The following is an 18,075-nucleotide window of genomic DNA, read 5'->3' as shown; positions in this document are numbered from 1 at the left end:
TCGCCATGCTTTCTGACGGGCCGTTGCCCAGTTACCGCCACAGGCTTCAATGCCTGCAAAACCAAGCGATGATTTTCAGGACATCTTTGCTCACAAAGTCGCGCATGGCGAAATTTTGATACTACACGTCGAGTTGGCGGGAGCGACGAGGGCCTGACGACGATTATTGTTTTCGCACAAATGCAGGAAACAAAAAATCATGTTGCCGTTGATTGAAAGAACAGACTGTCACGTTCATTTTTTTACTTCGCAAGACCTGCTTCGAGTATCTGCTGCACTGCCCTATGCATTACCCGCGCCGCACTCGCTGACGGTTTATCTGGATAACTTGATCGATGCCGGTATTGCTCCGACGCTGATCAACAACGTTCATCTAAGTATTTTGCCGGACTCGGAAAACGTATTTGCCTCGTTTGACGAACTCAAGAGTCTTCAGGCGGCCAGCCCTCAGCGCTACGGCGGCGTGAGGTTAGTGGGGACGATCAAGGCAGACCCCGCTTACGCCACCCGGCAACGACTATCGCACCCACAGGTAATTGGCGCCCGCATCGTTTTGCACGATGCACGGCCGGAAACCGTTTCTCCTCTCCACTTCAGTGATCAACAGTGGCAAGCGTTTTATCAACGCCTGCAACCGCACCAGCATCTGCACATTTACGCGAAAGAAGCCGAGACCAATTTGCGGGTACTGCGCCAGATCCCTCGCGATGTGCGGGTCATCATCGATCACCTGGGCACCTGTCACCGTGAGCGGGGCATCGCCGAGCCTGCCTGGATCGCGCTGCTTGCTGAAGCCTGCGCGCGCGGCAACGTGTGGTTCAAGGGGCCCGGCTATCGAACCAGCAGCCACCCCGAAGAAACCGCTCGTTTCGTGACGCAAATAGTCCGCGCCGTCGGCGCAGACAAGATCCTGCTGGAAGCAACCGATGCGCCTCATGTCGGAACGGACAACGATGGAGCCAATTATTCCGAGCTGTTCGATCCGAACAAGGCGTTCAACTTTGTAGATGCCGTTGCACGGCATGTTTCCCAAGCAAGCGAAATTCCTGTTAGCCAACTTCTGCGAGGAGCGTCTGGCCAGTTGGCAAGTTGACCTACGCCCACACCTCTCACTTCGAGATCACTCACAAATGACGAACATTACAACAAGAGACATCAACTTCAGCGTCAAGTACGGCGATGAAACCCTCAGCCTCAAAGGCACGGTATTTCAGCCAGAACAACGCGACGCTGCCTCGCAAAAACTGCCACCGCTAATTTTCAACTCAGGGTTCACCGGTGGAGTCACGATGTACGGCCAACTGTTTGGTCGCGCCTTGGCGGCCCTTGGTTATCGGGTCATGACGTATGACGTGGCAGGTTTCTTTTCCAACAAGCACATCCGTAACGCCGTCGAATCAGGTGGCAAGGTCATCACTAACGTCATTCTCGAAGACCAGAAAGATGAAGTGCTGGGAGCCGTTGCCTGGGCGCGCGAAACTTTCGGTGAGATGCCGGCGGTCGCATCGTGGGCGATCGGCTCGGTGGCCAGCCTTGCAGCGGTGGCTGAACTCGCCGCAGCGGGCGCTGAGCAGATCCGCTTCTGGGTGCCGATGAGCTACACCAACATCCGCAACTTGCAGGCCTTGCGCGCAGACCCGGCGGCGGCCGATGCGGCCATTGTGCAACTCGCCGATGACGCGCCGATCCCGCCGTTCGACACCGGCACCGGTGAGACCCGACTCGGTTACTACCCGCTGGATCCTGAAACCCAGGCGTATGTCGACCTGCAGTTGGGCGGTTATACCGAAGCGGGGGGCGCGGACCGTTGGCCGGGCTGCACCTGGGTGACGGCGAAATCCTACAAGTCCTGTGTGCAATATGACCCGGAGCAATCCATCGAAGGCGCAACAGGCTTTCCGCCCGCGCTGATCATCCACGGTGCCGACAACACTTTGCACATGCCATCGGAATCTGTGCGTCTGCATCAAAACTATCCGGGCGATGCCGGCCCGCATGCGTTCATCATTCCGAAGATGCAGCATGGTCAGCAGAATCAGGCCGACAACCCGGTATTCAAATCGATGATCGAGAGTATCGACGAAGCCATCCGCACGCGTGGCTGATCCGCTCGCCATTCTTCTGCGAGACCTCGGGTATTGAGGCCTCGCAGCGATTGCCCAGCATGGCGGAGTGTGTGCCGGTCTGGCTGAATGCGTGCCCAGCCCCTAACATGGCGGGTCAAAAGCCGTCTGCTTGAACGGCTGGTCCCCCTTGAAAGGTTCTGGCGATGACAGCCACCAATGATTCAGCGCCGTCCGGGAATAACGGTCCTACCAAGCGAATCGGGCTGCTCATTCTTCCTCAGTTCTCGATGATGGCCTTGGCGGGTGCCAGCGAGCCGTTGCGTGCCGCCAATCGGTTGTCCGGCAAAACGCTTTATGAGTGGACACTGCTGACTGAGTCAGGCGGACCGGTCAGCTCCAGCAGCGGCATCGAAATCCACACCGTGGCGGTTGATCAGGCGCCGGAACTGGATCGCGTATTTGTCCTCGCCAGCCTGGACACCGAGCGTCAGAAACCACCGAAAATGCTGCGCTTGCTGCAACGTGCCGCATCGCGCGGGGTCACTGTCGGCGCACTGAGCACCGGTACGTTCATCCTCGCCCGCGCCGGATTGCTGGAGGGCAAACGCTGTACGTTGCACTGGGAATCCATTGGTCAGTTTTGCGAAGAATTTCCTACGATCGAGGTCACCCGGGAGCTGTACGTCAACCATGACAACCGCTGGACGTGCGGCGGAGGGACGGCGGCCATCGACCTCATGCTGGCGCAGATTTCACTCGATTTTGGTAACCAGCTTGCGGCGAGTGTCGCCGAACAGTTTCTCCACGCGCGGATCCGTGCGCCGGAAGAGCATCAGCGAATGTCGATCCAGTGGCGGTTCGGCATTCACGATCGCCGGCTGACCGCCGCCATCGCCTTCATGGAGAACAATCTGGAAAGCATCATCGGCATCGAAGAAATCGCCGACCGTTGCAACCTGTCCCATCGCCAACTCGAAAGGCTGTGGCACCAGCACTTCGGCATGACGCCTAAAAAGTTTTATCTGGAGTTGCGGCTGAACGAAGCACGCCGATTGCTGCGTGAGAGCACCCAGCCCATTGCCTCGATTGCCTACAGCTGCGGGTTCGTTTCGGCATCACACCTCGGTGCGGCTTACCGTCGTGTCTGGGGATGTACGCCCGGAGAGGAGCGGCGGAAATTTGATGATGCTCACTCCTGATTTCATTTACATAATGTATCCGTCCAGACCCTTCGGATCTCTCCAGTCGGCACATCCCCTGGCTGACGCATGACCCGTCTGGCAGGCGGATTACCGTACACGTTTGTCACCAGCGACCCGCCTGTTGCCCTGAACCCAATGCGCTGATCAGCGGTTTGGTTTTCTGCGCAACGTCGATTTTTTGATAGAAAACGTCGAGCCCGCAGCTCAGAGTGCCCGCACTGGCGCGGTAAGGTCTTTTCCAGACACGGCGTTCAATCCAGATGCGCGCCGAATAAAAACAACAATGACGTACAGAAGGCACAACCCTCATGGAAACCTTGCGTTTCATTCAGGAAAACGGCGGGCTGATCAGTCTGCTGCTCGGCCAGCACCTGCTCATTGTGGCGATAGCGGTGGGGCTGGCAATTCTGACCGGTGTGCCCGTGGGAGTCGCCATCTCCCAACACCCCAGAACACGTCGTTGGGTCCTGGCCTTCGCCGCAGTTCTGATGACCATTCCTTCCGCCGCGCTGTTCGGGCTGATGATTCCGGTGCTATCGCAGATCGGCTACGGGATCGGCGTGGTGCCGGCGGTCATTGCGCTGTTTCTTTACGCCCAATTGCCAATCATCCGTAACACCACCACGGCGATCTCCAACATCGATCCAGCCTTGCGCGAAGCCGCGATCGGCATGGGCATGTCGACCGGGCAACGATTGCGCAAGGTTGAGCTACCTGTTGCGGTGCCGCTGATCATGGCCGGCGTGAGGATGGCGACCGTCATCAACATTGGCATCGCTGCCATCGCGGCTTATATCGGCGCCGGCGGCCTGGGCAGCCTGATCATTCGCGGCATCGCCCAATCGGATACTCGACAGCTTCTGGCCGGTGCGATCGTCATCAGTGTCATCGCCATCGCGGCCGATTATGCGCTGTACGGCTTGCAGCGCCTGCTCACGCCGAACGGGTTGAACAAGAACAAACTGGCCACCGGCCGAATGAAGGAAGTGACGACGTGATCCAGATCGAAAACCTGAACAAGCAATTCGGCGCTATCACGGCGGTAGAAGATGTCTCATTCAATGTGGAAGAGGGACAGATCTGCGTACTGCTCGGGCCGTCGGGTTGCGGCAAAACCACGACGCTGAAGATGATCAACCGACTGATCACGCCAACTTCCGGCACCATCAAAATCAATGGCCGCGACACGTCCGAGCTGGACAGCGTCACCCTCAAACGCTCCATCGGCTATGTGATCCAGCAAGTCGGCCTGTTCCCGAATATGACCGTTGAGGAAAACATCTGCGTCGTGCCCGATCTGTTGGGTTGGGACAAGAGCAAAAGCCGTAAGCGCGCGGGCGAGTTGCTGGAAGTGGTCGCGCTGGATCCGGCGAAATTTCTCAAGCGCTATCCGTGCGAGCTTTCCGGTGGGCAACAGCAGCGCATAGGCGTAGCGCGGGCGCTGGCAGCGGACCCGCCGGTGATGCTGATGGACGAGCCCTTCGGCGCCATCGACCCGATCAACCGTGAAGTGATCCAGGACGAATTCAGGCGCATCCAGCGCCTCGTCAACAAGACTGTTTTGTTCGTCAGCCACGACATCGACGAAGCGGTGAAGATGGCCGACTGCGTTGCCTTGTTCCACAACGGAAAGATCCAGCAATTCGGCAGCTCGGATGATTTGCTGGCCCGGCCCAACAGCGAGTTCGTGGCGAACTTCATGGGTGGCGACCGAATCATGAAACGCCTGCGCCTGCTGCGCGCGGCGGATGTCGTCAGCAAGATCGCCCCGCGCCAACACATGCAAATCGTCGGCAGCAGCAGCGGCATCGCTGCCCACTCGCACCTGATCGTCAAACCGGGCGATGACCTGCGCCAGGTACTCTCGCAACTGCTCGGTCGCGGCCAGGACTGGGCACTATGCAACGACTGCGACGGGCGTTTTATCGGCTATGTGCACCAGGCTGACATCCTCGCGCGCCTGGTTGAAAACATCACTCCGGCGGTGCACTGACGATGGCGGACTCACTCAACCGATTCTGGCAGGGGCTGCAGTTTTACTGGGGCGACATCAGCTACCTGACGGTCCAGCATTTACAGATCGTCGCCGTCAGTGGAGTGCTGGCCATCGCCATTGCGCTTCCGTTGGGTGTGTGGATGAGCCGCCCGGCGAACCAGCGTTATGCCATGGCCAGCATGCAAGTCCTGAACGTCGGGCAGGCGATTCCCAAACTCGCACTGTTGGCGTTGGCCATGAGCTTGATCGGTGTTGGCAGCGGGGCGGCCATCATCGGGTTGTTTGTTGCGACCTTGCTCCCCGTCGCGGTCAACACCTGCGAAGGCTTGCGCGCAGTGCCACAGCATCTGGTGGAAGCGGCCGAAGCCATGGGCATGACGCCGAGAGAGACACTGTGGAAGGTCGAAATCCCCAATGCACTGAACGTGATTTTTGCCGGCATCCGCACCGCGCTGGCGATCAACGTCGGCACCGCACCGCTGGCATTCCTGGTCGGTGGCGGCGGACTGGGCGAGTTGATCTTCACCGGGATCGACCTGAACGATTTCGGCATGATGCTGGCCGGCGCCGTAGCGACCGCGCTTCTGGCCATCGCCGTCGACCTCGGCTGATTCAACACATTGCAGTCTCCCGAGGCTTGCGAATGGCCGGGCGCCAATGAATCTGAACACCCTCCATCTGAATCAATAACATGAGGTGCACGATGATTTATCGAATGCTGGCCAGTCTGATCTTCAGCTTTAGTCTCGTTGCCGGTGTTGTCGGCAACGCCTCTGCCAACAACGCAATTGTCGTCGGCGGCAAGAAATTTACCGAACAGCAACTGGTCGCCGAAATGACCGCACAACTATTGCGAGCCAACGGCTACAAGGTCGATAAACGCGCGGATCTGGGTTCGTCGGTATTACGCGCCGCACAGGAGAACGGACAGATCGATGTGTACTGGGAATACACCGGCACGTCCCTGATTACCTACAACAAGATCACTGACAAACTCAGCGCCGAGCAAACCTATAAAAGGATCAGCGAACTCGATGCGCAAAAGGGCATCACCTGGCTGAACCCTTCCAAAGCCAACAACACCTACGCACTGGCCATGCGCAAAGTCGACGCCGAAAAGGGCGGCGTCGTCTCGATCAGCGATCTGGCAAAAAACATCGAAGCGGGCAAATCCTACAAACTCGCATCGAACGCCGAGTTCTTCTCCCGGCCCGATGGCCTGCGCCCTCTTCAGGAGGAGTACGGGTTTGAATTCGAGCGCAAGAATATCGTGCGCATGGATGGCGGGTTGACCTATCAGGCGCTCAGGGATGGTCAGGTTGATTTGGCGTTGGTTCTTTCGACGGATGGACGCATTCCGGCGTTTGGGTTTGTGGTGTTGAAGGATGATAAGGGGTTCTTTCCTGGCTATGCGTTGACGCCGGTTATTCGGACAGAGGTGCTTGAGGCGAGTCCGAAGGTAGGGGAATTGCTGAATGCGCTTTCTTCCAGGCTGGATGACGAGACGATTGCGGGACTCAACTCACGGGTTGATGTGGGGCGGGAGTCGATTGAGGGGGTGTCCAAGGTTTTTTTGCGCGAGAGTGGTTTGCTTTAGTTGCGCTGCGGCCTGGGTTTGGTTTTTTGGATGGACGTGTGGTCTAGCATCAGGTTGACGAGGTGTTAGCGATCGACCAGCCGATATCAGTTCGTAACACCTCGCTGAAGCTCGTTCAAAAACTCCCGTTCACTCCTTTAGCTGCTGCTGGAGGAGCTTGCAAACCTGCGTATTGGCTTCTACGAATGCTTCCCAGCTGAACCGCTGCGCATAGTGCATGCGGTACTGCCGGTCGACCCGGCAGATATCCGGCCGGGTCTCGTAGATCAGGCATTGCTTGTCGGCATCACTGTAATGCCGACATGCGCCGTCACCCCGATCCAGGTACTGCGTCTGTTCCGCCAGATGCACATTGCGGCAGCACAGCCCGCATTGCGTGCAGGGAAACGCCGGTAGCGTCATACCAGCGAAGCCAGCCAGTTGCGGGTGCTGGTCGCGTTACCTGCTTCGAAGGGCAGCTCGATGCCTCGGGCCGCCACTGCCTTCTGCAATATCGTGCTGCGCTGAATTTCGTCATTGCACGCCTCAAGTTCCTGGGTGAAGGCCTGCAACTCCTCCACATCCATGTTGAATTCGACCCGGCCCAGCTCCAGGAGATAACGGTCAAGCTCTGCATTGATTGCCTGGAACTCGCGCACCGTGCCGGCGTGCGGCGTCAAGGATTCAATGAAGGCCCAGAGCTTGCGTGCCATTGCGCTGTGCAACAGAAAGTAGTTCAGGCCAAGGGTCATCACGCCCGTCACCAGCGCTCCGGCGAACGCAGCCAGCTCGGTGCCGAAAGGGAAACTGAGGAACGGCACCAACTGGGTGTAAGCCATAGTGCCCACCACCGTGGCAACGCCCACCGACAACAACGATGTCACCGCCTGACACTGCTCGACGAAGCTCAGTTGGTCGGGGTTGAACACCATCAGCTTGATGGCCTTGACCAGTTGTCCCCACAGCTCGCGGATGATCTTGATCGCCATTGCTTGTGTGGTGGCGAGAATGTTGAAAAGCGTAGTGGTCAGACTCCCGAGCACACCCGCAAACACACCATCCTTGAACGCTACCAGGAAATCGTTGAAACGCGCCTGCACCCGTTTCCAGATGCCTTTGAGCGACTTGTTGATGCCGTCGACGAAGGTCTCCAGGCTGAACGCATGCTTCAGCTTTTCAAGCAGTGCCGGCAGTTGCTCACGCAACTCGAACCATACTTCTGCCATCACCAGCCCGAGCATCTGCCGGGTTCCCATAGCCAAACCTGCATTCCCCGTTGTGTACGCGGTCTGGTGCAGAAACTTGCTGCTGGTGTAGTAGGCTGCATTGATCTGCTGCTCGTAAGGCGCGCGTGCCTCGGCATCACGCTTGCGCATGCCTTCATGGTCCACGGCTTTGAGCTCGTTGATCTTGCTTTCGGTCTTGCGGATCTTGTCTTCCAGCGCACGGGCTTCATGTTGCTGTTGCGGCGTTTCTCGCGGAGCTTTTGCCAACCGTGCGCGGTCGCCCGCCAGCGATTTTTCATGGTTATGGATCAGGCCCGGCAGCCTATCCAGATACTCATTGATCGGCGTCTGCTTCTTCGACTTGTTGACCGTTTCGTGGGTGGTTTGCAAATTGCTGCTTTGGTTGGCCAGTTCCACGCCGCTGAGCCCTGCCAGCACCCGCCCGGCGTCATCGTGGATTTCCTTGGCGCTGATTACATGATCCAGGTTGCGCTGTTCATGGGCAGCCATCACTGTGTTGCGGTAAGGATCATGCAGTGTTCCGGCTGCCTGGCTGGCCTTGTCTTCGCGTCCAGTTGCGATGTAATTGGCGTGTTGGTGGTAGGGCGTAGAGTCATACTCGCCACGCTGCTCGAACCGCTGCTTTTCTGCATCGGTCGCCCATATACCGTTACGTACGTTGTGAAGCGTGTCGACCTCGCCGCCTTGCTTGTCCTTGAACAGCAAAAAATCCAGGCTGAAGCTGGTCGTGAGGCTGGCGATGACGGTTTTTTCGAGCTCTTCGGCCCAGGGGAAGTCTTGTGCTGCGGCGCGCATAGAGGAATCCATGACGAATGTAGGAAGGGAGAAAGCGAAGGCGGGGCTTTTCAGCCCCGCGCGCGAATCACGCAGGTTCTACCTGAGCCGCATTGTTCTGGGTCAGGTTGATCTGCTCCTGCAGCTTGTCGTCATTGAGGATCATTGAACCGTCGGAATCGGTAGCCATGACCGGCACATCGTTTTTGTCTTTGACGACGATGCCGTTCACTTCCTTGACCTTGAACAACGGTGTGGTGATGAGGTCGACAAGGATCGCCGCCAGCATGAAACCATTGTCGACCGAACGCATGATGGCGTCGCCCAGTTTGGCCAGTTCAGCCTGCGCATCCAGCTTGCGAGAGCGAATGTCTTCGAGGCGGTTGTCCATGAATTTGAGGTGTTCGAAGTACTTGTCGAATTGCGCGTACACCGACTTGAGCACGTCGTTGACGTCGAACGCATAATCCTCCGCCTTGCTCAGCTGTTTCTGGGCTTTCTGCAGTTTGGAAACAGCACTGTCCACTTCCCGGTCGGCTTTATGCGCATTCTTCAGTGCTTCATCGCCATGGCTGTCGTAAGCCCAACCGGCGATCGCTAATACCGGGCCCGCAACGGCTGCGCCAAGAATTGCCGTACCGCCCGCCATGCCCAGGCCACCGGTGGCAAGTGAGCCACCTCCAATTGCAGCCAGGGTCGCATTGGTAGCCGCCACGCCGGCCAGCGATGTGATGGCCGTGCCGGTGGACGCGGCGCCCAGTGCCATGACCCCGCCATACACGGCGAAACCCGCAGCAGCACCGGCCGCACCGGCACCAGCGGTTGCGCCCAAAACGCCGACGGCGGTGTAACTGTAGCTTTCGATGCTTTGCAGTTTGTGTTTGGGGATGTTTATTTTCAGCTTGTCCTGACGGCCTGTGTTGAGTTTGAGCAGCAGCTTGTCAGCGAGGGTCTTGAACGCGTCGAATTGCTTGCCGATCTGCAGCTCCTGCTTGCCCAGCGCCTCAAGGGCTGCGTTGGTCGCCTTTTCCTGAATATCGAAGGCGGCCTTTTTATCGGCATAGCGCGTCTTGGCAGCGTTGACGATATCGTCTGCTTCCGAGTGCTTCTGGTAACCGTCGTAGCCTTTTTTGGCACCATATGCAGCACTGACGAGCGCAGCAGCGCCGAGGATCAGGGGAAGTGGCATGAGCAATGTCCTTTTTGATGGTTGAAGGTCAGGCGAGTTGCGGTGGCTTAATAGCGTGAGTGTTCTGGTAGAGCGCTTGCATCGAATCCAGCCGCCCACGCATTTCGTCCACCCAAACTTGGGGCGCATGCAGGCGGATGTTTTCATTCAGGGCGAAGATCCACCACAGCGTCTCGCGATCCAGCGGCACGGTGGCGTGCAGGCGGTGCCAGCCCTGCTCGGACATATCGCTCAGGGCCTGCTGGCTGCTCAGCGGAGTTTCATTCAGCAGGGCTGCGATTTGCGGGCGTACGTCAGCAATCAGTTCGACGTGGGCATGGGCTTCTCGATAGCTGAAAACGCCACTGGCGATGTAGGCGTCGACGTCGAAGCTTTCATGTTCGTGGGCACCGTCTTCAAGCACGGTGATCTCGATGATCCGGTGCAAGGCAAATTGACGCAGGTCGTTGTAACCGTCCACGGATGCCAGCAGGTAGCTCACCGCATGCCTTGAAACTAGCCCGGCGGGGTGCAGGCGAAAACGCTTGAGTTCTCCCTTGCTACGGCTGCGGTACACCACTTCAAGTTGTTTACGCTCAAGCAGGCCAGCCGACACGTGCGCCCACGTGTGCGCGCTGACGTGCGCAGGCAGCAGGGCTTTGCCGTTGGGCAGGGAACGCACCCGCCTGGCCCAATCGGCCAGACCGTTTCCACCCAGCCCATTGAGGAAGTTGCGGGCACGACGAAACTGCGGGCCCAACTGGTCCAGGACGCTTTGCGGCAGGATTGGACTTAAATGGCTTTCGGACAGGAACAGCGCCAGTGCGGTGGGTGCATCCATGTCTTCCAGCTTGAGCGGCGCCTCACGCGTGAAGCTCCAGCGGAAGGGCGTTTCGCTGTCGTCACACTGCAGGGAGAACGGGATAGACAACCGGCTCAAGTCACGCTGAATTGAGCGCAGCGTGACCGAAAATCCTCTGTCACGCAGCTTCTCGAGCAGGGTCGGAGTGGCAATGCGCTGGGGTTCGGTCGGAATCAGGCGTAGCAATGCGAACAACCTGAGCAGCGTATCCTTCGCTTGGGGCATGGTATCTACCTGGTCCTGTGTTTCTACTGAGCGCCAGCGAACCGGCGACATGATGGCGAATCCTACTCAATTAAGTGGCGTTGTGCCATCAAATGCTTCGAGCAGCTTCAGTCGCCTGCCAGGAATTGTTCCAACCTGGTTTTGAGCACTTCTTTCGCGGTCGCCATCCGGCGCTGGGGTGAAGGGGTATCGCAGTTTGGACAGCAATTGAACCAGTCGCGATTCAGCACCAATACGTCACTGGTTGGAAGGAAGGTCTTCTTCCATGAGCAGTACTGGCAGGCCAGTGTGTAGGGCGTGGGGGCGGTGGGCATGGTTGCACCTGATGATTTCCGAGTGCAGCCAGAATCGCAGCGGGTGGCGACAGCCTGTGTCGTGCTGGCCCAAATGTTATGGAAACCTGGCTGTGTTTTGGAACGCATGACGGCGACCTGGCTGCAACGGGCTAGCGACCGGGATGGCAGGGGGTGTTGGATCTGGACGTTCTATGCCGCTTGAGGGCGATCAAGGGTTAATTCAACGATTCGCTGGCATAAAAAAAGACGCCCTGAGGCGTCTTCTTTATCGAGTTGGTGGAGCCGGGGGGATTTGAACCCCCGTCTTGGGCTTACAGTGCAAGGCTTTCAGCGCTGATGCTGACATTTTGCTGTCATTTCGAATCGAGGTGGTCGGCGAGCTTCTTGAACACATGGCGCAGCGAATTTCGATACATCCGGCCATTCTGCAAGTAGATGCAATGACCCGCGTCATACGCGCCTGTATTTGGAAAGCCCGCGATGTCTGCCTTCACGTTTATCATTCCCATGAAATTTCCAAGAACCCCTACAGCTATACCAAAGCAGCCTTTCCCCGGCATCAACAAGACGCTCGAACACTCGACACTTTCGGTGGCCAACTTGAAAATCTCTAGAGCCTCGCTTTCAAGTTCCTGCTCGGAGGGAAAGCGACAGTGCACGCGCACGTCAGGGGTAATCTGATTTAAATGCTCAGCATTAACGATTTTTCTCAGTTCCGAATGCTGGACTTGCTCACGGAACAGGTCTCCGTATGCAAAAAAACCGGCAGCTAATCCGACCTTCGCAACGAACTTCAGGTCAGCGTCTAGATGAATGGTGACCCCCTCTAGGCTGATTGTTCGACCGGATCTTTCGTGGTCAGTTAAGTACCTGCGCTCACGTAATTTGTAAATTCTCAAACCTGATGCAGCGAAGGTAACTTGAACAGGGGTGCCGTCCTCTAACGTCGCTTTCTTAACGCGTGGTTCCGGGTGCGTGCCTGAATGACCTGCTGCTTTCTGTCTGTCTCTATCGAACAGCATCAAGAAGTCGTTTGCCAAGCCCGCATCGATTGTTGAAGCGGTACTGTTATTGAACTTCTTGTCCGCCAAGATCGAGAAATCATCGAGACCTCCCAACGATTTTGGAATTATGTGCTCGAGGCTAAGATCAGAACTAATTGCATCAAGATAAATGCAATATCCTTCCGTTGGTTTCTTCATTGGCCTGCGCATCCTCCGTCACCCACATTTGTTCGGCACGGCTTCCAGCTTCCGCATCAGCAGAAGGCATCCATCGTCCATATACCCTTGCGATCATAGTCCAATCGGAGTGCCCCATTTGCTTGGCGACCCACATCGGATGCTCACCAGCCGACAGCATCATCGAGGCGTAGGTATGGCGAGTCTGGTACGGCCGTCGGTACCGTACGCCAGCTTTCTTCATCGCCGGCACCCACATCGTCTTGCGTATCGGTCCGTCACCCGCCCAGCGTTCAAGCGTGCGCGGGTTTTGAAACACCTCAGCATCTGCGAGAAACGTGTGCGCCTTCTGCGCTTTCAACGCTTCCATCGCAGGACGAAGCAATTTCACGCTGCGCCTGCCTGCCGCGGTCTTCGTCGTCTCGGCCTTTCCTTTCCCTGCCTGGGTCATTGCGCGACTCACCATGACTTCTTCCCGCAGCCAATCGATATCACCCCAGTCCAGCGCAACGAGCTCGCTGGTGCGCAGGCCAGTCCACAAGGCGAACTGCATCATGTTGCGCGCCTGGCCGGTGAGGGCGCCCAGCACCGCCTGCTGCTCCTCAGGACTGAACGGATCGACGTCATCCTCCTTTGGCGGCGCTGCCTTGCGCGTATAAGTCCAACCCGCTAGCGGGTTCTGCTCGATCAGTTCCTCCTCAGTCGCATCGTTTAGCGCGGAGCGGAGACAGCTCTGGATATTGCTGAGTGTCTTGTTGCCCACCTCCAGGGTGTCCAGCCAGTCCCTTACTGCCTTCCGCTTCAGATCCACGAGCATGGTGTCGCCCAAGGCGGGGATCAGGCGAAGGGTGACCAGCTTTCGATAGCCATCGAACGTGCTACTCGCGACGTGTTTCTTCTTCGCCTCGAGCCACCTGGTCAAAAAGCCGTTCACGGTTTCGCGGGAGGCCTCGGGCGCGAACTTCGCCGCCCGGGCCGAGCCAGGGAAGGTCACCGAGTAATCGAAGGTGCCGATCGATATCGCATGCTCGATCGCTGCCTTGTGCTGCTCGGCTTTCTTCAGATTAGTGGCGGTGGGCTTGAGCGTGATCCGCTCGCGGCACCGGACGCCCCGATACATGAACGTGATTTCGATGCTCGAATCGGAGACTGCCCGAACTCCCCGCCCGCCTCTACCCATGACTCATATCCTTCTATGTCGAGAAGCGTCCGGCCATCCGGCGCTTTGATCCATATCTCACCGAGCCGCCAGATCCCGTCACGGATCTTTGAGCGGATCGCGTCTTCTGTGTAGCCAGACTCGCTGGCAAATTTCCTGACGGTCACGTAGCGCATGGCTTCACCGCTCATCGTGTCGCGACACGTTTTCGTTATCTGTGGACAATGTCGCGACCTCTTCTGCATTTCGCGGAGCGCGAGCATCTCGGCGTTCGTTGACGGCAACAATTACAGCCAGAGTCGCCCGGTAAACTTTGCCTTTTTGACAGCCGCTTAGCTCTCCCCACGGGATGCTCGACAGGCTGACGTTCCGGTGAAGCGCCTTGGCTGCCGCCTCGAAATCGCTGGCGAACAAATGCCCCTCGGCACTCTTGGCGCGCTGCTTCCAATAACAGGCCCGAAGCATGAGTTCGTCGATCTTCGCGAGCATCGCAGGCAACGCGTTTACAGCCGCCACTGCCAGCCAAGAGTCGCGCTTGAAACTGAAACTGGCCCATGGAAGTTCCTTCGCCCACGCCTCCCCGACTTTGAAAGGCTTACCGGGGGAGCAGATGCCTCCCATGCTCTGTGCTGTTTCCGCCCACTGACCTGGCTTATGCTCAGCTTTCTCGATCGCCATCAGCAGCTCAGATTTCAGATTCTTCAGATCGGCGCTCATACGCCACCTCCTGCAATTGCTGCCAGCTCCGCCACAAGCGCATCGGTGCGCCCGTAGAACTTGCCGGTGTCCTCGTTCAAGAACCGCTCGGTCGCGCTGGTGATCGCCTCATGATTGGCAAGGCCTCGCTGATCGGGATCGGTCACACGCGTGGCGTCGCGACGGCTGTACAGCCCTACTAAAACGTTACACCTGTAACGTTTGTAAGAATCCATTGACGTCCCAAAAGAGTGGAGGTATCTACAGCTTCTGTTTTTGCGGTCAACAATCTCTCGTAAACAAGGAGTGCGACGAAAATGCCTCATCGCGGATCGACATTTTGGATGTGGGCGGATTGCGAGCTTCACCACAGAACGCACAGTGAGGTCTTGGATGGCGGAATCATCATAGATGTCCAAGTCCGTCTTTCCCGCAAAGGAGCTACTCAGTTGTTTGTCGGTGTTTACTCCGAGGCCCTGAAGATCATTCACGAAGAGGCGTACACCGAACGCCTTGGCGAAACCATGACCACCGCACTTTTGTGGGGAGTGGGTAAAGCCAGGAGTGTGGCAGCGGATGCGGTTGCGCTTAGCGGTCATCGGCTCATTCATGCGAACGCTCCTGCGAGTCGGCGGCTACGCGCAACTTAAAATTGATGCCGCAGGCCTGCGCTAGGCGCCCCAGCTCGCTGACAGTGGTGCTGGGCTCTTGAAGCGCCTGGCCGAAACGAACGAGGCGGGCGCCCAGGCTTGCAAACTCGTTACCCGCGGTGACGCTCTCACGGTCGCGTTCCAGGAAACTGTTCGGGCTGTTCATAGATTGAACCTCTCATCCTGTGGGAGCGGAGTGGCTACCGAAGGCTTTTTCTCAGTCACTGAACTGGCCTGAGACGCCCTGCCTGCCTCACGCTCGGCAGAGCCGCTCTGTGGGAGCGAACTATCCGGCAAGCAGCTGATGCCCGTGTTGTTCAGAATCCAGCAGGTAACGCCGCGTTCGCTGTCGTGCTGGACGCTGATGACTTGTTCGCTGGCGCCGGCTTGGCCGGCAATCAGCAGCAGGGCGGCGATGATCATTGCTCGCATGGGGTGCTCTCCATCAGATTGCCGGCCGAGTACCCGAATACTTCTGCTTCGGTGCCCAGGGCTTTTTCACGGAAAGGCAAGTGTTCGAGCAGGGCTTTCGCTTCGCTCAGACTCGGCAGCTTGAACACGACCGTGAGGAAGGCCGGCTCGGCGTTGAGCATCCGGACGCGATCGTCGATGTGCATCGGCTTTTGATCCTTCGGAATACCTGCCTGAATGCGCTGGTGAATTTCCTCACGGTGCACTGCGACCGACTCCGGCGCGGATATACCGATGCGCGCTTGCTGGCCAGTGATACCCAAAACAGTGACGCTGACGTCATTGCCAATACGGATCGTCTCGCCAGATCGGCGGGTAAGAATCAACATGGTCCTGCTCCTTTGAGTTGGGAGAAGCTTTCTCAAGGCCGAGCGAAGCCCGGCCGCGGTGTTGGCTTTCGCGAAAATCAGGTTGGGTTAAGCGGTGAGGGCAACCTCGATGCGGCGCACGGCCACGCGGGTTTCAATACGGCGCTCGCCTGGGCGGCGGATGCGCCCAAACTGTTCGGTGTTAGCTTGCTGGGCAGTCATCACTAAGCACAGCAGGACCACGAGGGGCGCGATGATCTGGCGCTTGAATGCCTCCAGCACAAGGCCGCGCATCGTCTTGACACCAAGCTTGAAGCGGGCGCTTTCAAGACGTTTTTCAGCGGTGGCTGGACTGATACTCATTGCACGACCAATTTGCTTCACCGTCATATCGGCAGCAGCCCACAGGGTGGCTTCAAGCTCCCGAGGAGCCAGGCCCATCTTGAGGTTGCCCTGCCAGTTGCCGGCGGTCAGAGTGCTGGTGGTCATTTCGTGAAGCTCCATGCTGGCTGCGATGGAGTAAAAATTACCAAAGGTAATTATTTATGTAAATACCTTTGGCAATATTAATTTTAACTGGGCAAAAAAAACCGCTCAACAGCGGCGGCTTTTTGCGACTAGGGTCTGGATACCCTCACACTCCCTCCGCGCCATACCACTCTTCCTATCAAGGGGAGATCGACGGCTGCTGAACTCGGGATCACCTCGTCGGGGAATAGCTGCTTGTCCTGGTTGTCGCATCTGAGCGTCCAGTTTCCAGAAATTTGCTGCGCTACCCGCCTGACGCTAGTCCTACCATCAGGCATGCGGACGAGATAGACCTCACCATCCTTTAGGGCCGGCTTGTACGTGTCAATCATGACCACGTCGCCGGACAAAATATGTGGGGCCATACTGTCGTCGCCGGCGTAAACGATGTTGAGACTGCTAAACGAAACTCCCATTTCTTGGAGCCAGCCGCGCCTGAACACCATGCCCTCGGTCAACCCGCGATGTTCGTCGTTCACGTTCGGAACGAAAGAGTTATCGTCTAAATACTGCGGTATCAGGACATATTGCTCGCGTGGCGGGGCATCAATGATGCGAGCGGCTTTAGCCCAGGTTGTTCGAAATGAGTCTGCGGTGACGCGCGACGACGCAACCATCTCGATGATCGCCGCTAGACGCGGACTGAAGTCAGAAACCGGCACATCCAAAATTTTGGCGAATGCAGCCGCGATCTCGGTGTTCAGCGGATTCACACCGTTCAGATAGTGTGAGACAGAGCTTTGGTTGATACCGAGTTGCTCAGCCAGTTTTTCCTGAGTCAGCTTCAGCTGTTTCTTTTTGGCTGTGAAAATTGCCTTCAAGCGTAGGCATTCTTCTTTGCGGTCAGCAGGTAATGGTTTTTTCATCAGTCGATAATATTCCCATCGGTAATAGTTTAACAAATGCCAAAGGTATTGCTTTGTGAAAATGCCAAAGGTACTATTTTGGCAAAGTTCTGTTTGGAGATTTGCTGTGAAACATACCCAGCTGAAAGATTTCGCGAAGGCTCGCGGCCAACCAGAGGCAGCGTCTCTTTTGGGAATTACCCAAGGTGCGCTGAGCAAGGCATTACGCGTTGGCCGCGACGTTTTTGTCATCGAACACGCTGACGGCAGGTTTACCGCTTTTGAAACCAGGAGCTTTCCATCGCGGCTCAGCTCAAATCCTCGTGTTGCCCCGACCATGAGCCAAAAGATACGCGCCTCATTGCCGCTTGAAGAGTCTGACGAACCATCTGTTTATCTATCCAGTGCTGGGCAGTGAGTATGAAAGTTTTCGCATGCGCTCAGGTCAATGATTCCGCGCATGCGCGGTTTCCTGAGCTATTTGTATGCCATTACCGCCAAATCGTGTGTGGTTTCAGCCAAATGGCTCTATGCCGAAATTTTCTTTCCTTATCGGGGGTTGTTGCCAAGCACTACCTAGGTAAGGCAGGAAATTTCGGAGGAATTACATAATGCCGCTGGCATGCGTACTCGAAAACTCGCCCCTCCTGAGGCCCTCGATTCATGGGTACCTTACGGATTTACACAATACGGGTGAAAAGGGAAGGCCCTCGCCAGGGCCTGTTGAGCGACTTCCACTGGTTGGCTTTTGCCTGCCCAATGAAAAGGAATACGGCATGAGCCAGCACGCCCCCGCCAAGTTTTTGCTGTCCGGCTGACTTTTCT

The 18,075-nt window shown here is 57.2% G+C and carries 22 protein-coding genes and 1 pseudogene; 8 read left to right on the top strand and 15 right to left on the bottom strand.

Annotated elements, in window-relative coordinates; genetic code table 11:
- The first annotated feature begins 199 nt into the window (after positions 1-199).
- From ACP7D9_RS28525 to ACP7D9_RS28515, 3 genes are all read left to right on the top strand, one after another.
- A complete protein-coding gene (locus ACP7D9_RS28525) occupies positions 200-1,093 on the top strand; it encodes an amidohydrolase family protein (protein WP_426160310.1) in 894 nt (297 codons plus the stop codon).
- A 37-nt stretch (positions 1,094-1,130) separates the two neighbouring features.
- On the top strand, positions 1,131-2,105 hold the full coding sequence (locus ACP7D9_RS28520) for an alpha/beta hydrolase (RefSeq protein WP_426160309.1): 975 nt from the start codon (positions 1,131-1,133) through the stop codon (positions 2,103-2,105).
- Positions 2,106-2,269: 164 nt separating this feature from the next.
- Positions 2,270-3,265 (top strand): GlxA family transcriptional regulator, encoded by a 996-nt coding sequence (locus ACP7D9_RS28515; RefSeq protein ID WP_312995053.1) that lies wholly within the window; start codon positions 2,270-2,272, stop codon positions 3,263-3,265.
- A 106-nt stretch (positions 3,266-3,371) separates the two neighbouring features.
- Here ACP7D9_RS28515 and ACP7D9_RS28510 read toward each other — a convergent pair whose 3' ends face one another.
- Complete coding sequence (locus ACP7D9_RS28510) at positions 3,372-3,596, bottom strand: hypothetical protein (protein WP_426160308.1); 225 nt, start codon at positions 3,594-3,596, stop codon at positions 3,372-3,374.
- On the opposite strand from ACP7D9_RS28510, the gene ACP7D9_RS28505 reads away from it, so the two are divergent.
- The 4 genes from ACP7D9_RS28505 to ACP7D9_RS28490 all read left to right on the top strand — a co-directional run bounded on the left by ACP7D9_RS28505 (position 3,577) and on the right by ACP7D9_RS28490 (position 6,861).
- Entirely contained in the window at positions 3,577-4,266 is a 690-nt protein-coding gene (locus tag ACP7D9_RS28505; RefSeq protein ID WP_426160307.1) for an ABC transporter permease, read from the top strand. The genes ACP7D9_RS28510 and ACP7D9_RS28505 overlap by 20 nt on opposite strands.
- Complete coding sequence (locus tag ACP7D9_RS28500; protein WP_426160306.1) at positions 4,263-5,261, top strand: ABC transporter ATP-binding protein; 999 nt, start codon at positions 4,263-4,265, stop codon at positions 5,259-5,261. The genes ACP7D9_RS28505 and ACP7D9_RS28500 overlap by 4 nt, the downstream gene beginning before the upstream one ends.
- A gap of 2 nt (positions 5,262-5,263) precedes the next feature.
- Positions 5,264-5,875, top strand: coding sequence for an ABC transporter permease (locus ACP7D9_RS28495; RefSeq protein WP_426160305.1), 612 nt, complete (start codon positions 5,264-5,266; stop codon positions 5,873-5,875).
- Positions 5,876-5,979: 104 nt separating this feature from the next.
- The gene (locus ACP7D9_RS28490) at positions 5,980-6,861 is read left to right on the top strand and encodes a glycine betaine ABC transporter substrate-binding protein (RefSeq protein ID WP_426160304.1); all 882 of its coding nucleotides are present in this window, start codon (positions 5,980-5,982) and stop codon (positions 6,859-6,861) included.
- A 129-nt stretch (positions 6,862-6,990) separates the two neighbouring features.
- On the opposite strand, the gene ACP7D9_RS28485 is transcribed toward ACP7D9_RS28490, so the two are convergent.
- The 14 genes and pseudogenes from ACP7D9_RS28485 to ACP7D9_RS28420 form a co-directional block, all read right to left on the bottom strand.
- Positions 6,991-7,263, bottom strand: a complete 273-nt coding sequence (locus ACP7D9_RS28485; RefSeq protein WP_397478809.1) for a YkgJ family cysteine cluster protein — start codon at positions 7,261-7,263, stop codon at positions 6,991-6,993.
- Positions 7,260-8,882, bottom strand: a complete 1,623-nt coding sequence (locus ACP7D9_RS28480; protein ID WP_426160303.1) for a hypothetical protein — start codon at positions 8,880-8,882, stop codon at positions 7,260-7,262. The genes ACP7D9_RS28485 and ACP7D9_RS28480 overlap by 4 nt, the downstream gene beginning before the upstream one ends.
- Positions 8,883-8,949: 67 nt before the next feature.
- Positions 8,950-10,050 carry a chemotaxis protein gene (locus ACP7D9_RS28475; protein WP_101158115.1) on the bottom strand — a complete coding sequence of 367 codons (1,101 nt, stop codon included), beginning with the start codon at positions 10,048-10,050 and terminating at the stop codon, positions 8,950-8,952.
- Between the two features lie 28 nt (positions 10,051-10,078).
- Complete coding sequence (locus ACP7D9_RS28470; protein ID WP_426160302.1) at positions 10,079-11,116, bottom strand: helix-turn-helix transcriptional regulator; 1,038 nt, start codon at positions 11,114-11,116, stop codon at positions 10,079-10,081.
- A gap of 107 nt (positions 11,117-11,223) precedes the next feature.
- Positions 11,224-11,430 carry a hypothetical protein gene (locus ACP7D9_RS28465; RefSeq protein ID WP_426160301.1) on the bottom strand — a complete coding sequence of 69 codons (207 nt, stop codon included), beginning with the start codon at positions 11,428-11,430 and terminating at the stop codon, positions 11,224-11,226.
- A gap of 335 nt (positions 11,431-11,765) precedes the next feature.
- A complete protein-coding gene (locus tag ACP7D9_RS28460; RefSeq protein WP_426160300.1) occupies positions 11,766-12,614 on the bottom strand; it encodes a hypothetical protein in 849 nt (282 codons plus the stop codon).
- A complete protein-coding gene (locus tag ACP7D9_RS28455) occupies positions 12,577-13,773 on the bottom strand; it encodes an Arm DNA-binding domain-containing protein (protein WP_426160299.1) in 1,197 nt (398 codons plus the stop codon). Before ACP7D9_RS28455 ends, ACP7D9_RS28460 begins: the two co-directional genes overlap by 38 nt.
- Positions 13,774-13,932: 159 nt before the next feature.
- Positions 13,933-14,469 (bottom strand): hypothetical protein, encoded by a 537-nt coding sequence (locus tag ACP7D9_RS28450; protein WP_426160298.1) that lies wholly within the window; start codon positions 14,467-14,469, stop codon positions 13,933-13,935.
- On the bottom strand, positions 14,466-15,059 hold the full coding sequence (locus ACP7D9_RS28445) for a hypothetical protein (protein WP_426160297.1): 594 nt from the start codon (positions 15,057-15,059) through the stop codon (positions 14,466-14,468). Before ACP7D9_RS28445 ends, ACP7D9_RS28450 begins: the two co-directional genes overlap by 4 nt.
- On the bottom strand, positions 15,052-15,264 hold the full coding sequence (locus ACP7D9_RS28440) for a hypothetical protein (protein ID WP_426160296.1): 213 nt from the start codon (positions 15,262-15,264) through the stop codon (positions 15,052-15,054). The genes ACP7D9_RS28445 and ACP7D9_RS28440 overlap by 8 nt, the downstream gene beginning before the upstream one ends.
- On the bottom strand, positions 15,261-15,530 hold the full coding sequence (locus tag ACP7D9_RS28435) for a hypothetical protein (protein WP_426160295.1): 270 nt from the start codon (positions 15,528-15,530) through the stop codon (positions 15,261-15,263). The genes ACP7D9_RS28440 and ACP7D9_RS28435 overlap by 4 nt, the downstream gene beginning before the upstream one ends.
- 179 nt (positions 15,531-15,709) lie before the next feature.
- Positions 15,710-15,898, bottom strand: a pseudogene (gene csrA, locus ACP7D9_RS28430) (carbon storage regulator CsrA); the annotation flags it as partial.
- Positions 15,899-15,985: 87 nt separating this feature from the next.
- Positions 15,986-16,366, bottom strand: a complete 381-nt coding sequence (locus ACP7D9_RS28425) for a LuxR C-terminal-related transcriptional regulator (protein WP_126359954.1) — start codon at positions 16,364-16,366, stop codon at positions 15,986-15,988.
- A gap of 128 nt (positions 16,367-16,494) precedes the next feature.
- A complete protein-coding gene (locus tag ACP7D9_RS28420) occupies positions 16,495-17,271 on the bottom strand; it encodes a LexA family transcriptional regulator (protein ID WP_126359956.1) in 777 nt (258 codons plus the stop codon).
- A gap of 61 nt (positions 17,272-17,332) precedes the next feature.
- Between ACP7D9_RS28420 and ACP7D9_RS28415 the strand changes: the two genes are divergently transcribed.
- Positions 17,333-17,668 carry a Cro/CI family transcriptional regulator gene (locus ACP7D9_RS28415; RefSeq protein ID WP_426160330.1) on the top strand — a complete coding sequence of 112 codons (336 nt, stop codon included), beginning with the start codon at positions 17,333-17,335 and terminating at the stop codon, positions 17,666-17,668.
- The last annotated feature ends 407 nt before the right edge of the window (positions 17,669-18,075 follow it).

Source organism: Pseudomonas sp. TSRC2-2 (genome assembly GCF_049897785.1).
Lineage (GTDB): Bacteria > Pseudomonadota > Gammaproteobacteria > Pseudomonadales > Pseudomonadaceae > Aquipseudomonas.
Note: the sequence above shows the minus strand (reverse complement) of the source record. Positions and strands in the feature narration are given on the sequence as shown.